Annotated in this window: 11 protein-coding genes; 3 read left to right on the top strand and 8 right to left on the bottom strand. The window is 70.3% G+C overall.

The genetic code is table 11. From position 1 onward, the window contains the following. Positions 1 to 90: 90 nt before the first annotated feature. Complete coding sequence (locus tag MYMAC_RS06715) at positions 91 to 666, bottom strand: hypothetical protein (protein ID WP_095957475.1); 576 nt, start codon at positions 664 to 666, stop codon at positions 91 to 93. Then, positions 663 to 2,009 carry a hypothetical protein gene (locus tag MYMAC_RS06710; RefSeq protein ID WP_095957474.1) on the bottom strand — a complete coding sequence of 449 codons (1,347 nt, stop codon included), beginning with the start codon at positions 2,007 to 2,009 and terminating at the stop codon, positions 663 to 665. Before MYMAC_RS06710 ends, MYMAC_RS06715 begins: the two co-directional genes overlap by 4 nt. Positions 2,010 to 2,142: 133 nt before the next feature. On the opposite strand from MYMAC_RS06710, the gene MYMAC_RS06705 reads away from it, so the two are divergent. Both MYMAC_RS06705 and MYMAC_RS06700 read left to right on the top strand, forming a co-directional pair. Continuing rightward, positions 2,143 to 2,799, top strand: coding sequence for a gluconate 2-dehydrogenase subunit 3 family protein (locus MYMAC_RS06705; protein WP_013935520.1), 657 nt, complete (start codon positions 2,143 to 2,145; stop codon positions 2,797 to 2,799). Beyond that, positions 2,796 to 4,454, top strand: coding sequence for a GMC family oxidoreductase (locus MYMAC_RS06700; protein ID WP_095957473.1), 1,659 nt, complete (start codon positions 2,796 to 2,798; stop codon positions 4,452 to 4,454). Before MYMAC_RS06705 ends, MYMAC_RS06700 begins: the two co-directional genes overlap by 4 nt. Here MYMAC_RS06700 and MYMAC_RS06695 read toward each other — a convergent pair. Next, the gene (locus MYMAC_RS06695; protein WP_013935522.1) at positions 4,451 to 4,909 is read right to left on the bottom strand and encodes a hypothetical protein; all 459 of its coding nucleotides are present in this window, start codon (positions 4,907 to 4,909) and stop codon (positions 4,451 to 4,453) included. The two genes, MYMAC_RS06700 and MYMAC_RS06695, sit on opposite strands and share 4 nt — an antisense overlap. Before the next feature lie 79 nt (positions 4,910 to 4,988). On the opposite strand from MYMAC_RS06695, the gene MYMAC_RS06690 reads away from it, so the two are divergent. Further along, positions 4,989 to 5,420, top strand: a complete 432-nt coding sequence (locus MYMAC_RS06690; RefSeq protein ID WP_238539875.1) for a hypothetical protein — start codon at positions 4,989 to 4,991, stop codon at positions 5,418 to 5,420. A 53-nt stretch (positions 5,421 to 5,473) separates the two neighbouring features. Here the strand turns inward: MYMAC_RS06690 and MYMAC_RS06685 are convergent, their stop codons facing one another. From MYMAC_RS06685 to MYMAC_RS06665, 5 genes are all read right to left on the bottom strand, one after another. Next, positions 5,474 to 7,870 (bottom strand): hypothetical protein, encoded by a 2,397-nt coding sequence (locus tag MYMAC_RS06685; protein WP_204817428.1) that lies wholly within the window; start codon positions 7,868 to 7,870, stop codon positions 5,474 to 5,476. 11 nt (positions 7,871 to 7,881) lie between these two features. Continuing rightward, positions 7,882 to 9,630 carry a vWA domain-containing protein gene (locus tag MYMAC_RS06680; RefSeq protein WP_013935525.1) on the bottom strand — a complete coding sequence of 583 codons (1,749 nt, stop codon included), beginning with the start codon at positions 9,628 to 9,630 and terminating at the stop codon, positions 7,882 to 7,884. Continuing rightward, positions 9,627 to 11,606, bottom strand: a complete 1,980-nt coding sequence (mtsD, locus tag MYMAC_RS06675; protein ID WP_095957471.1) for a cell-cell cohesion protein MtsD — start codon at positions 11,604 to 11,606, stop codon at positions 9,627 to 9,629. The genes MYMAC_RS06680 and mtsD overlap by 4 nt, the downstream gene beginning before the upstream one ends. 34 nt (positions 11,607 to 11,640) lie before the next feature. Next, positions 11,641 to 12,969 (bottom strand): cell-cell cohesion MYXO-CTERM protein MtsC, encoded by a 1,329-nt coding sequence (gene mtsC / locus MYMAC_RS06670; RefSeq protein ID WP_095957470.1) that lies wholly within the window; start codon positions 12,967 to 12,969, stop codon positions 11,641 to 11,643. Positions 12,970 to 13,139: 170 nt separating this feature from the next. After that, positions 13,140 to 14,729, bottom strand: a complete 1,590-nt coding sequence (locus tag MYMAC_RS06665; RefSeq protein WP_170114706.1) for a thrombospondin type 3 repeat-containing protein — start codon at positions 14,727 to 14,729, stop codon at positions 13,140 to 13,142. Positions 14,730 to 14,770: the final 41 nt, after the last annotated feature.

Below are 14,770 nucleotides of genomic sequence, written 5' to 3'. Positions count from 1 at the left end.
GGCTCGCTGTTCGGAAATGTCGGGACCTTCGCGGCGCAAAACCCCCGACATTTCCGAACAGCAACCTCCCCGACGCGCTCCGACCCTCCCCTATTCGGGAGGCGTGCCCGCGTCGGGAGGCGGAACGCCCCCGTCGAGCAGTTGGCCCGGCTCGGGGCCGAAGGTCGCGTCCTGCGCCACCACGGCGAAGGTGCCCTCCAGGTTGCGGCCGGCGCCGTAGCCGTCCCCTCGGATGAAGGACATGGAGAAGTTCCCGCGCGTGGACTCGCCCGGGTTGCCTCCGGACTCAAGCTGCAGGTCCCCCTTGTTCACCGGGCCGAAGACGCGCGCCGGCTCGCCCGCGTTGAGGTGCACCACGGTGGCCCGCGCCTGCCCCGACGGCGTGGTGCCCGCGAGGTCCACCTTGGAGCCGGGGCGCAGGTCCAAGCCTTCGGTGGACACCGTGAGCCGGACGACCAGGTCCACGTCCAAGTCATTGTTCCGGTAGTAGCTGACCTGGAAAGCCTCGGCGTTGCGCCGCACCTCCACGCGGGACACCTCCAGCGGGAAGAGCTCGGACACGCTGCCGCCCAGCGAGTTGTCCGCGAGGCCGCACGCGGCCAGCCCCGCTCCGGCCATCAGGGCGGAGAGCCCCACGGCCGCCAGCGCACGGACGGCGCGGGTCATCGCTCCACCGCGAGCTTCAGCACGCCCTTGTCCTGGGCCACCACCGGCGCCCGGTACAGGACGACGCGCTTGCCGTTGGACAGGTACGCCAGCTTCGGCGACCAGCCGCCACCCGAGTCCACCAGCGTCTCGCGCCAGATGCCTTGGATGCGCGTGGAGATGACCAGCGCGTCGTCGTTCGGGTTGCAGCTCGTGTCGTTGCGGCCGGACTCCAGCGCGCAGATGTAGAAGGCGATGGACGGCTCGTGGTGGACCGGGTCGAAGGCCAGCGAGGGGTACCAGCCGCCCGTGCCGCTGTTGAACACGGGGTCCGGCGCGGACCAGTTCCCGGTGGCCGTGCACGCGCTGGCGGAGGTGTCCGCGCAGTCCGTGTACGTGAGCCGATCGCCGTTCTTCTCCAGCACGGCGATGCCAAACCCCGCCTCCGCGTCGTGGGCCAGCGAGGCGCCGAGCTGCGTGTTGCTCACCGCCTGCACGCGCACCGGCGCCGTCCACGTCAGCCCGTCCGCGTTGCGCCGCTGGAAGTGGACGTCCGTGCCGGTGGCCTGCGCGCCCTCGGGGGCCGTGTCATGGACCACGGCCGGCTGCGAGCCCGCCATCACCAGGGAGATGTGCGCGCCATAACCATGCTTGTTCTCACCCGAGGACATGGCCACCCGGCGCTGCCAGGTGGTGGGGCCGCCGCTGGCAATCTCCAGGTCGCTGCTCTCCCAGTCCTGACGCCCGAAGTTGCCGCTGTGCCCGTCGCGGTAGGCGACGATGGCCTCGTTCCCGTTGAAGACGATGGCGGGGTTGAGTCCCACGAGGAAGCCCACGTCCGTCACGGGATTGACGGGCTGCGCCTCGTCGGAGCGCCGCACGGTGATGCGCTCGGTCCACGCGCCGGAGGCGCTGCGATAGGCCACCGCCAGGTCGCTCTGGAACCAGAACGACGACGGCTCCTCCCGGTCACCGCCCAGATACGTCACCACCGGCTGGCCATCCGGCCCGAAGGCGACGGAAATGCCATACACGCGCTGCACGGTGGCGATGCGCTCGGCCGCGCCGAGCTGCCCGCCGTTGAACTCGCGGTACATCACGTCGGAGTTCTCCACGTCCTCCGTCCGCGTCCCGTTGCGGACGAAGTACGCCATGCCGATGCGGTCCTGCGGGCCCACGGCCATGGCGATGGAGGAGATGGGGTCGAACTGGCCTTCGTCAGCATCCACCACGAACTTCGCGAAGGGCGAGGTGTCGATGGGACCGCCGTCGGGGTTACCCCCCGCGTCAGGGGGCGTCGGGTTGCCGTCCTTGCCACATCCCAGCGCGAGCACCAGGCCCAGCGCCCAGGCATGCCGTTTCATGTGCCACTCCTCGTGTGTTGTCGGCCCTGCACGTCGTAGCGGCATCCTACGCCAGCGCCGCGCGGCGGGGAGCAGTCGAGCGTGTTTCATGAAGCCAGCGCGAAGCGGCCGCGTGCGGTAGGCTCGCGCGCGTATGACACGTGCGCGTTCCAACCGGGGGCGCCTGTCCCGGCGCTCCCTCATCCAGCGGCTGACCTTCCTGGGCGGAGGCGTGGTGCTGCTCGGCCCCGCCTGCAAGCGCTCCTCCGAACCGAAAGAGAAGGCGCCCCCCGCGGACACCGGCCCGCTGGCGGCGAAGCAGGACGGCCAGGGCCCGCGCACCTTCTCCTCCTTCGAGTACGCGGTGGTGGCCGCCGCCACCGAGCGCATCCTCCCCCGCGATGAGGACCCGGGCGCCGTGGACGCGAACGTCCCCGTCTACATCGACCGCATCCTCCAGACACCCGAGCTGGAGCCCGTGAAGGACGACTTCCTCTCCGGCGTGGCGGCCCTGGAGCGCCGCGCCCAGCGCATGCACCAGAAGGGCTTCGCCGCCCTCACGGCCGAGCAGCAGGACGAGCTGCTCACCCTCTTCAAGGACAGCCCGCCCCGCAGCGGCGAGGCGCACTTCTTCGAGCTGCTGACGGTGATGACGCTGGAGGGCTTCCTCGGGGACCCGTCCTACGGCGGCAACCAGGGCAAGGTGGGCTGGCGGCTGATGGGCTTCGACACCGTGGGCACCCTCGCCTCCGCGCCCCCCGAAGACTACGACGGGCCCAAGTGCCTGCGTGAATGCGGGGTCCACCGGTGAGCCTGCCCGAGGTGGACGTCTGCATCATCGGCAGCGGCGCGGGCGGCGCGCCCATGGCGTTGGAGCTGGGCCGCGCGGGCTTCAAGGTGGTGCTGCTGGAGAAGGGTCCGCACTACCAGCCCAAGGACTTCATCCACGACGAAATCCTGAACAGCCGCCGGAACTTCTTCATGCCGGTGCCGTGGGAGGAGCCGCACCTGGTGCGCCAGGGCGCGGCGGGCCGCTACGAGAAGACGAGCGCGGCGTGGACGGCCAACTGCGTGGGTGGAGGCACCGTCCACATGAGCGGCTTCTTCTACCGGCTCAAGCCGGTGGACTTCCGGCTGCGCTCCACGCTGGGCGCCATCCCCGGCAGCACCGTGGCGGACTGGCCCATCTCCTACGAGGAGCTGGCGCCCTTCTACGACAAGGCCGAGGCGGAGCTGGGCGTGTCCGGCGAGTCCGTCCCCCACCCCTTCGCCGAGCCGCGCAAGGGCCCCTACCCGCTGCCGCCGCTGGACGTGCACCCGGTGGCGAAGGAAATCGACAAGGCGTGCGGCGCCATGGGCTGGCACTCCCTGCCCACCGCGCGCGGCATCCTCAGCAAGCCCTACCGGGGCCGCGCGCCGTGCTCGTATTGCGCGCTGTGTGGCAGCTACGGCTGTGAAACCGGCGCGAAGAGCGGCACCAACGCCAGCCTCATCCCCGCCGCCGTGGCCACCGGCAACGTGGACCTGCGCCCCGGCTGCATGGCGCGCACGGTGGAGGTGGACAAGCAGGGCCGCGCGCGGAGCGTCGTCTACCTCGACGCGGACGGCGTGACGCGCGAGCAGCCCGCGAAAGTCGTCGTCGTATCCTGCACCGCCGTGGAGAGCGCGCGCCTGCTGCTCAACTCCACCTCCAGCCGATTCCCCAGGGGCCTGGCCAACGGCAACGGGCTGGTGGGGCGCAACCTCACCTTCAGCTCGTTCGGCGAGTCCCACGCCACCTTCCGGCTGTCCAGGCAGGCCGCCGCGCGGCCGTGGCTGAAGGACCCGTCGCCCTTCGTGAACCGCAGCCTCCAGGACTTCTACCTGATGCCGGACGCCCGGTTCGGCTTCCGCAAGGGCGGCACGTTGGGCTTCATGTGGGCGCACCCCAATCCCATCCACGCGGCGGTGGGGCTCGCGGGCAAGGGCCCGACGGCCCTCTTCGGCAAGGCGCTGAAGGACAAGATGCGGGAGTACCGCGACTCGCGCATCCTCCAGTTCGAGGTCTACGCCGAGTTCCTCCCGACGGCGGGCACCTACGTCAGCGTGGAGGGCGGCGTGAAGGACCGCTACGGCATCCCCGTGGCGGCCATCACCGTGGACCGGCACCCCATGGACCTGGCGGCCACGCGCTTCCTGGTGGAGCGCGGAGAAGAAGTCCTCCTGCGGCTGGACCCGGACGACGTCCGCCGCGGCACCACCACCGGGGAGACGTCCATCCTCCAGCACGGCACCTGCCGCTTCGGAAACGACGCGGCCACGTCCGTGCTGGACCGCCACTGCCGCGCCCACGAGGTGCCCAACCTCTACGTGGTGGACGGCAGCTTCATGCCCACCGGCGGCAGCGTGCCGTCCACGCTCACCATCAGCGCCAACAGCTTCCGCGTGGCGGACCACCTGGTGCGCAAGCTGAAGGGCGGACGCTAGCGATTGCGCAGCGGCGCCACGTCCACCTTGACGATGTAGCGCGCCTGCATGTCGGACTCGAACTCGATGAGGTGGTCTCCCACGCCGGTGAGCTCCGCCTCTTCCGTGAAGGCGCCCTGCCGCTCCATCAAGTCCAACACCGCGCGGCCCTCCGTGGCGCGGCGGATGCGCGCCCGGCAGCCCTCCTCGTGGAACTGCACGACGGTCTCACTGCCCGCCGCGCTGACGTCCTCCAGGAAGAAGCTCACCTTCACCGTGGAGGCCTCCTTCAACTGGACGATGAGCTGCTGTCGTCCAGGGAAGCGGCCTTCCGAATAACTTTCCGAGCCGAGAATACAGCCCGCCACGCGGTCGCACACAGGCCAGGCCGCGCCGCAGGTGTCCTGCACACGCGCGCCGATGAAGTCCTCGCGCGTGCCGTCGCAGGCCCCCCAAAGCGATGCGAAGAGCAGCACCGCTGCTGCCTGTGACTTGCGACCAAACACTGTTACAACCGGCGTCATCTTCAGACCCTCATGCGAGGCGTGTATGTCCATGCGACTGCGTACCCGTTGGCTCCCCTTCATCTTCTTCGCCCTGGCTGGCTGTGGGAACGAGGTGGAGCTTCCCCAGGCGCCGACCCTCTTCATCGACCGCGCGGCGCTGACGTTCAACCGCGAGTTCGAACACGGCACCTACGTCGGGCAGACGACCTTCAACTCGCTGGCCATCCAGAACCGTGGCCTGGATCCGCTCGACATCACCGCCATCACCCTGTCCGCCCCAGGCGTCTTCACCCTCCAGCTCCCGGAAGGCTTCACCCCGGGCACGCCGCTGCGCCTGGAGACGTATGAGCGCGCCTTCCTCACGGTGGCCTTCCGGCCCACCGACGACACGGAATACGACGGCACGGTGACCATCGAGTCCAACGCCGCCAACACCCCCCAGCAGGTCATCACCCTCAACGGGCTGGGCGTGGCGCCCTGAAGCACGCGTGGCGCGCGGGAGCCGCTCCGGCTCCCGCCGCGCCGCTCCCCGCCTCACGGCTGGTAGGTGAAGTTGCAGCCCCCGGCGTAGTTCTGGATGACGCCGCCGTCCCCGTCCGGCGTCGTCCCACCGTCGGTGACGGCCGGGCACGCCACCGTCGTCCCGCCGTCCACCGGGTAGCTCTGGGGATAGTCCCCGTGGCCGGTGCGCAGCGTGTAGTCCACGCGCTCGTAGTCCAGCCGCTCCGACGCCGTCACGTCCACGCGCAGGGTGCCGCCGCGGATGAAGCGCCGCTCCAGGCAGCCGCAGGCATAGGGCGCCAGGGTGACGACGGTGGAGCCAGGCCGGTCCTCCAACTGGTAGAGCGGCTGCAGGCTGCTGGTGCCCGCGTTGGCCGGCGTGTGCCAGGCCCGCAGCGCGTCCGAGCGGTAGCCCAGCGTCAGCGGCCCCCGGTTGCCCGCGCGCACCGGCACGCAGCTCCCGGTGCCGGCGTCCGGCGCGTCCGCGTCACAGAAGGTGAGGTCCAGCGCCAAGCCATGCGGCGTGCCGCCATCCGCCAGCTTCTGCACCTCCCACTGGAGCAGCCAGGTCCGGTCCTCCGGCGGCGGCACCGTGGGCAGGTCGAACACGTACGAGTCCACGTCCGAGGGCACCGCGTCGTAGTCCAGCGGCCCGCGCACGCCGAGCCCGTTGAGGCGGTCGGTGCCGCTGCGCAGCCGGCCGTGGCCATGCGAGAGCTGGCCGGAGACGGAGAACTCCGCCGTGTCCGGCGGCGCGGGGAAGGCGGTGGTGGACGCCATGGGCCGTTGGACGGGGGCCTCGGCGCCGTCGACGTAGCGGGCCAGTTCGTCCGCGTCCTCCGCGTCCCAGCTCACCTCCAGGTGATAGTCCCGGTCATCCACCCACGAGCCGTTGTCCTGCACCAGGAAGTAGTACGTCACCACGCCGGCGTGCGCCGGGACGGGAATCACGCCCCGGAAGTTGCTCAGCCCGGTGAAGCGCGCGTTGTCCACCGCCTCCTCACGCGAGGAGTGCACGCACATGGGCGCGGGCAGGTCCGTGCGGCGGCAGAAGCCGTCCACCAGGGCCCGGGCGTCTGGGTTCTCGGAGAAGTCGCGCGGACAGACCTCCGGCCTGGTGGCGCAGTTCTCCCGCCACTCGTTCAGGTTGTCACCGACGGCGCTCAGGGTGAACACATGCAACACGCGCGACGCCGTCACCGGCAGCGTAGGGAAGCGGCCCCCGGAGTCCAGCGGCACCAGCCGGTAGCGCAAGAGCGAGGACGTGCCAAAGGCCGGCAGCTGCACCGCGTACCAATCCCGGTCGGAGATGTAGCCCAGGCGGCCGGTGAAGGAGACGGCGGAGCCCGTGCCACCGGGCGTGGCGGCGCTCAGGTTCCGCGTGGTGGCCCACTGCACCTTGTCATTGTCGTCGTGGTCGTCTGGGACGTCTGGCGTCGTTTGGTCCTGCGGGTCCTCCTCCTCGAGCACGCGCACCTCCACCTCGTAGGGCTGCGTGAGGTCGCCCTGCGCGGTGTCCCGGTCATTGGTGCCGCGGTAGCCCTTCACCACCAGCGTCCAGCGGCCCGCGTGCCCCACCTTGATTTTGCGCGCGGTGGCCAGCTCGCCGCCGCGCACCTGGGGCAGCACGACGCCTTCGTCCTCCTTCTCCGTGAAGCCCGGGCGCCACAGCTCATAGGACAGGCGCCAGTTGGGCACGAAGTCCAGGTTGGGCGCGACGACGCGCACGTAGACAATCTTCCCCGCCTCCAGGTCGAAGGCGTAGTGGTCCACGTCGTTGTCCGTGGCCAGGTAGCCGGTGGAGGCGCCCATCAGCAGCTCCCCGGACTGCGTCAGCACCAGCGGCGTGGCCGTCTCATGCGTGTCGTTGGGCTCCTGCTCGTCCGGGTTCTGGTCGATGCGCACCGACAACCGGTACTTGTTGCGCGCGTCGTAGTTGGGCCGCGACGGCACGTCCGGCGCGTCCTGCACCAGCACCAGCAGCGTCTGGTTCTCCAGCCCGTCGCGCAGCGGCAGCACGATGTCCACCGGCCGGGGCGCGCCCTGGGCGTGCTTGTCCTCCTTCTTCGCCAGCGCGCCCTCCTCCCCATTCGGCAGCGGCCCCAGGATGGTGACGGACAGGTTCACCGCGGTGCTGGCCGCCAGGTACGCGCCGTTGACGTTCAGCAGCGTGCGGGCGTTGGTGCCGGCCGGCAGGACGATGCGGTACCAGTCCTGGTCCCCGGCGCGCGGCTCGCTGTCCAGCGCCAGGAAGCGCTCCAGCGGCTCGCCCGGCTTGAGCTCGCACTCGGGCCGCGTCAGCGCGTCCTCGCGGGAGTTGCACAGGTCCTCCACCGCGGGAGTCCCCGCGTCCGGTGTCTCGCCTCCTCCGGACGAACAGGCGGCGAGGACGAGCAGCGTGAGCGGCAGCAGACGGACAGAGGTGGGCATGGCGTCGTTTCTCAAGGCGTCGGGGGCACGTCGTCGGGGCGGCCGGGGCAGCCGTCGACGAACTGCTCGGGCTCCACGCGGATGACGCCGTCGGCGGGCGACTTGATGCCGCCCACGGGGTAGCGCACGTCATTCACGCGGAAGGTGCGGATGAGGGTCCGGGCGGTGGGGTCGTCTCCGGGCACCATGGCCACGGACATGGCGATGTCATTGAAGCCCGCCCCGCGCTGCACCACGCCCGCGTCATCCGTGGACGCGCTCGTGGGGGCCAGCAGGACGTTCTCCACGCGGAAGCGGTAGCACTGGCGGCCCAGGTCGTCCGGCGGGCCGTCCGCCTCGAAGGCGTAGCGGTAGCCATTCACCGACAGGTCCGCGGTGTCCACCTCCAGCGGCCGGGTGTGCATCCTCAGCTCCATGCGGTTCGTCAGCCCGTCGTTGTCCGGGTCCTCGTCCAAGTCATTGCTGGCGCCCTGCGTGCCGCCCAGCCACTCCACGCCGTCCGGCACGCCGTCCCGGTCGCTGTCCGCCAGCGTCGCGTTGGTGCCCACGAACTGCTCGTCGCAGTCCAGGAGGCCGTCACAATCCGAGTCCACGCCGCGCAGCGCCGGCGGGCAGCCGCGGTCCAGCCCGCCGCCGTCCGGCAGGGCCTCCTGCGTGGGGTTGAAGTCCACGCCCCGGTCGCGGAAGTACACCTCCACGCCGTCGCTGAAGCCGTCCCCGTCCGTGTCCACCTTATGCGGGTCCGTGCCCAGCTCCAGCTCGCGCGCGTCCGTCAGGCCGTCCCCGTCCGAGTCCGCCTCGTCCACGGGGCTGCCCGGCGGCGCGGAGAAGTTGAAGGCCACCAGCTCCTTCATGATGAACGCGCGGCGCACCTGGCCGAAGGTGAAGTCCAGGAAGTTGATGGGCTCGTTGTTGCGGAAGTCGCGGAAGTTGCCGCCGCCCAGCGTGGCCATCTGCTCCAGCCGGTCCGCGTTCTGGTTGATGATGAGCATGGGGCAGCCCCCGTCCCCCGTCAGGTCACACACCGAGGACACCGGCTGCGTGGGGTTGAAGACGTGCACGGTGTTGACGCGCACCTCCTCCACCAAATCGCGCAACTGGCGGATGCGCACCACCGCGTCGCCGCGGAGCAGCTCGTCGTCCTGGTCGTTGGTGGGCTTGCCGTCCGACAGGAAGATGACGGAGTAGCGCGCCTGCGCCAGCGCCTGCGGGCCGCCCGGGTCCAGGCGGCTGCGCGCGATGTCCGTGTTGATGAGCGAGTAGATGTCCGACAGCGGCTTGACGAAGTCCGTCGAGTCGCGGTTCGGCGAGGTGTCGGGGTTGCGGAAGGTGAGCAGTTGCTCCGTCAGGCGCCGCAGCGCGGCGTCATCCATGGAGGACACCTGCACGAAGCCGTCCTGGGGCGGGTTGCCCGGCTGCTGCGTGAGGAAGGCGGTGGTGCTGCCCGCGAAGAGCATCACCGCCAGGGACACCTCGGGGTCCCTGGGCAGGTTCTGGATGAGCTCCACCAGCGCGGTGGCGCGCGCGCCGTCCGGGTCGCTCACCCGCATGGACTGCGAGGCGTCCATGGCGACCACCAGCTTGATGGGCCGCACCACCTCGTTGCTGCCCACGGTGCAGAAGCGGCCGTCCAGGGCCACCGCCCGGTCCACCGGCACGTCCGTGTCCCGGCGAGGGTCGTACAGATAGGAATCCGTACACGCCATCACCAGCACCACGGACACCAGCGCGCCCGCCAGCACTCTCACGGCGCGGCTCACGGATTGGCGCTCCCCGAAGGCGGGATTCCGACGCAGTCGTTCTGGTTGTTCCACGGGTTGCTCAAGGTGTCGGGCCGGCGGAAGTCACCGTCCTCGAAGGTCAGCTCCGGCCCCAGCGGGACGCGCACGCTGGGCGGCGCGTACTGCGCCCAGGCGCAGGCGGTGCGCCACACGCCGTAGTCGGTGCTCACGCCACTCTCCGGCGCCTCCGCGAACCACACCTTGAAGAGGTTGTAGCCCTGCTTCACGCCCGCGCGGTCCGGCGGCGTGACGAGCTGCAGGTTGGAGATGGTGAAGTCGTAGCAGAGGCTGCCGTCCGGGCGGACCTCGGCGATGCGCGTCTCGTACTGGTAGCCGAAGCGCTCGTGGAAGGCCTTGTCGCGGCGCGTGGGGTCGCTGCCCGCGCGCAGCTCCTGGTAGTCCGGGATGCCGTCGCCGTCCGTGTCCAGGCCCGCCACGCTGTTCTCCAGCGGGTCGAGCCCCCAGCGTGACTCCAGGCCGTCCGGCACGCCGTCGCCGTCGCTGTCCACGATGCCGGTGCGCGTGCGCAGGTAGTCCTCGGCGAACTGGGACAGGCCGTCACCGTCCGTGTCGCGGCAGACGCAGTTGGGCGTCAGCGGCGAGGCCGGGTCGCACCCGCGCGCGTCCAGGTCATTGGCGGCCTTGAAGCCCTGGTCCTCGCGGCGGTGCTCGAAGCCGTCATCCAGGCAGTCCCCGTCGCTGTCCGCCACGAAGGTGTTGGTCTTCAGCGTGAAGCTGTTGTCGATGGCGTCCGGGACGCCATCCCCGTCGCTGTCCAGCACACGGCCGGTGTCCCCCGGCGCGGAGCTGAGCGACTCCACCATCAGCGTCTTCATCACGTTGCGCGAGGCGAACGACGAGTAGTCCAGCGCGCCCAGGCCCAGGTTGGAGATTTCGCCCGTGTCGTTGAACTCCTGGTACACGCCGTTGCCCATGTCCGCGAAGCGCCGCAGCAGCCACGCGGCGATCTTCTTCGCCGCCTCCGGGTAGCGCGCCTGCTCCACGCCCGGGTACACGCCGTAGATGTCCTGGCAGATGGGGCCGCACGCCCGCACCGCCTCCTGGTTGAAGAGCAGCACCGTGTGCATGCGCAAGTCGCCCACGTTGTACTGGTCCTTCAGCTCCATCAGCCGCCGCACGTAGCTGAACAACTGGTAGTTCTGGTTGCGGTCCGTCCCCACCTCGAAGCCGTCAATCTGGTCCGTGGTGTTGGTGAGGTTGCAGAAGTCCGTCAGCGAGTCCGCCCACGTCAGGTCCGGGTTGTCCGGGTCCGCGTAGACGCTGAGGTTGTCGGTGGCCGAGCAGCGCGGATAGGGCGTGCCGTCGGTGAGGAACACGACGACGTAGCGGGTGCGCGGCAGCAGCTCCGGGTTGGACTGCGCCACCGCGTTGATGTCGCTGGCGATGAGGCTGTACGCGTAGGACAGCGCGCCCTGGTAGTCGGTGCCCTTGCCGAGCTGGCTCTGCAGGCCCTCGATGTAGCTGTCGATGTTGTTGTCCGGCCGGGCGAAGCGGTCGCCCGTGGTGGCGGGCGGCCAGACGTTGCGCACGTTCGTCTCGAAGGGGGCGACGGACACCTGCACGTTGCCGCCCTGCGCGTTCACCTCCCGGAACTGCTGCACCAGCCGCTTGAGGGCGCGCACGCGCGCGGGCTCGGTGACGCCCTCCGGGATGATGTCCAGAATCTCCCGGCGCTGGCAGAAGCCGCTGTCGAGCTGCGCGCCCGGCGGGTCGGACACACACATGCTGCCCGACTCGTCGATGACCACCACCACCTTGACCGGGAAGCCGGAGGGGTTGGGCGGGCGCGTGCACACCCGGCCCTGGAGCGTCAGCCGGTCATCCAGGTTGGAGAGCGCGTCCACGCGCGACTCGAGCATGGCGTCCGAACAGGACCACAGGCCCGAGCCCAGGAGGCCCGCCGCGAGCAGCGAGGTACGAACGAGGCGGCGCATGCGGAAGGGACCTCCTGGCGGGGGGACGGCGAGGTTACTGCTGGGAGCGGCGGCGGCGCATCAGCACGCTGAGCAGCGCGGCGCCCAGGGCGGTGGCGCTGAAGCCCGCGGGCACGGAGCTGCAGTTGGTGCCCCCCTCCGACTCATCCCCCACGAACACCGTGAGGGTGGAGGTGGACACGCGCTGGTCGGGGAAGACGCGGTCGGAGAAGGCCAGGCGCGCCGTGAGCTGGAGCTGGTACTCGCCCTTCTTGTCCGGGACGAAGGTGGGCACGCTGCCGTCGACGTACATGTACTGCCAGTCGCGGCTCAGCGTCACCGCGCCCTGCGGGCGCTCCACCACCGCCGTGGAGCCGGAGGGGCGCTTCACCACCGCCCACTCGTACTCCATGGCCGCGCCGTTGCGGTTGGCGAACAGCGGCGGGCGGATGGTGATGCCGGCCTTCTCGGTGCGGAACAGGCCACCGGCGCTGACGGTGAAGGGCGCCTTCGGGTCCAGGCAGTCGTCGGGGCGCTCGGAGTTCGTCACCAGGCAGTAGCGCGTGTCGCACGCGTCGCCAATGCCGTCGCGGTCATCGTCGCGCTGGTCGCGGTTGTCCACGGCGGGGCAGTTGTCCTGCGTGTTGAGCACGCTGTCGCCGTCCATGTCGGGGTCGCACGCGTCGCCCACGCCGTCAGCGTCCGTGTCGCGCTGGTCGGGGTTGGGCACGCCGGGGCAGTTGTCGCTGCTGTCGGAGATGTTGTCGTTGTCCGCGTCCACGCGGCACACGGTGACGTCCTCCGGCAGAACCTGGTCCGGGTTGTAGACGAGGGGGCAGTTGTCCTCGCCGTCCGAAATGCCGTCACCGTCGTCGTCCAGGTCGCAGACGTCGCCCAGGCCGTCCTCGTCCAGGTCGACCTGGTTCGTGTTGGGCACCAGCGGGCAGTTGTCTACATCGTTGTTGTGGCCGTCGTTGTCCTGGTCCGGGTCGCAGTCGTCGCCGATGCCGTCGCCGTCCGCGTCGCGCTGCTGGAAGTTGGAGAGCGACGCGCAGTTGTCGCAGGCGTTGCCCACGTCGTCGCCGTCATCGTCCGCCTGGTCGCGGTTGGAGACGAAGGGGCAGTTGTCCCGGTCATCCGCGCGGCCGTCGCCGTCCGCGTCGTCCGTGTACGACAGCGTGTCGCCGTCGTCCGTGTAGTTCACCCACACGCTGCCGCCCGCGCCGCAGCCACAGCCGCCGCCCTGCTCGAGCGGCATGCCGCACCGGTCCCCCAGGCACTCCGGGTTGTCGGGGTTGTTGTTGGACTGGGCCAGCGCCCCCGCGGGGGAGAGAACGAGGAAGGCCCCCAGCGTGAGGGCCGAAGCGAAACGAGCGCGTGTCATGGTGACTCCTTTCAACGCCGGACGCCTAGCAAGGAACGATCCGTACCAGACACTTGGGATAAACCCTGGAATGTCAGTGGGTTGGGCACGAGTGGGGACACGTCGAACAAAGAGTGTGGGGGGGACTCCTCAGTGGGGCCGAGGGGTGGACCCCACACCCGAGGCGGGCCTCAAGTCCCGGTGATGAAGGTGTCGGGCTCCAGGGGGATGATGCCCGCGGGCAGGCGGCCCCCCTCTTCGCTGTAGTGGATGTCCTGGATGAGGAGCGAGCCGATGCCCGCGCCCCGCGGATCATTGTCCCGGCCGGCCTGGAGGTAGAGGTACACCTCGTTGGTGCCCGCCGGGATGACCTCGCCCGGGATGAAGGGGTGCGGGCGCTCGCGGGTGGGGACGACGGTGACGTTCTCCACGCGCACCTGGTAGCAGGTGCGGCCATCCACGGTGGGCGTGGTCTCCACCAGCTCATAGCCGTAGCCGCGCTCGCGGTGGAAGTCGAGGTCGGCGCTGAGCGGGTCGCCGTGCGCCTCCACCTCCGACACGTTGGTGATGCCGTCGCGGTCCGAGTCCAGCAGGTCCTCGGAGATGAGCGGGTTCGTCATGGCCAGCGCCTCCACCAGGTCCGGCAGCGCGTCACCGTCCGTGTCGCCGATGCAGGCGTTGGTGCCGAGCACGCGCTCCTCGCAGGTGTTGAGGCGGTCGCCGTCCTCGTCCAGGGACACGTTGCAGCCGTTGATGAGGTCCGGCGCCAGCGGGTCCAGGCCCATGCGGACCTCGACGCCGTCCATCAGCCCGTCCTGGTCGGTGTCCTGGCGCGTGGGGTCGGTGCCGAGCAGCTCCTCGTCCGTGTCGGGCAGGCCGTCGCCGTCGCTGTCGACGAGCACCTGGCCGGCGCGCACCACCACGTTGCGGTTGTAGGCGAAGAAGCGCTTGAGCTTGAGGGTGTTGGTCCGCGCGGCGTACGGGATGTTGGTGAGGGTGCCGGACAGGCCCGCCGCGTCCGTCTCCAGCGGCTCGGTGCCGCCCGCGGCGGCGATGGCGGCCACGTGCTGGCGGGTGACGGGGTCTGGCGTCTCGCCGCGCACGTAGATGGGCTGCACCACCACCTCACCCGCGCTGAACTGCGAGGTCAGCGCCTTGATTTCGCCGGTGATGGCGGTGAGCTCACACTGGCTGCACGCCGTGGTGTTGCCCAGCGCGCTGCACCGGGAGTCGAGCCCCACGTTGAAGGCCGGGTTGGCGCAGCTCGTGTCCTGGCTGCGCACCATGACGACGATGACGTAGCGCGTGCGGGCCACCTCGCCGCGGCAGGACGTCTGCATGTCGCCCGACAGCAGCGTCTTGGCCAGGCGCAGGGCGGCGCGGACACTCACCGGACCGGACTCCTGATAGGTGGCGTAGCGCGGCAGCGCGGCCTGGAAGTCCGAGGCGTCGGAGAAGCTGCCCAACAGGCCGGTGGCCACCGTGTGGTACGCCACCAGGCTGAACTGGACGAAGGGGCCGGAGAAGCGGCTGGAGAGCGTGGACAGCGCCTCGGTGGCGAAGCCCACCACCTCGCGCTCGACGCCCTCGCCGCCCTGGAGGGCGAAGATCACCTTGGTGGGGAACGCCTCGCCACCCGCGAGCGGCACGCAGACGGTGCCGGAGAAGCTGGCGCGGTCCTTCCCGCCAGGGCCGCGCCCGTTGAGCGCGTAGAGGCCCGCGTCGGAACACGACAGCAACAGCACGGGAATGAGCCAGACGGACCGCGTGAGGGCGCGCATCAGTCCGATTCTACACCTTAGGCCCCGGTGATAACGCAAGC

Origin of the sequence: Corallococcus macrosporus DSM 14697 (assembly GCF_002305895.1) — a bacterium.
Classification (GTDB): domain Bacteria; phylum Myxococcota; class Myxococcia; order Myxococcales; family Myxococcaceae; genus Myxococcus; species Myxococcus macrosporus.
The sequence above is the reverse complement of the archived record's forward strand: the minus strand, read 5'-3'. Positions and strand labels throughout refer to the sequence as shown.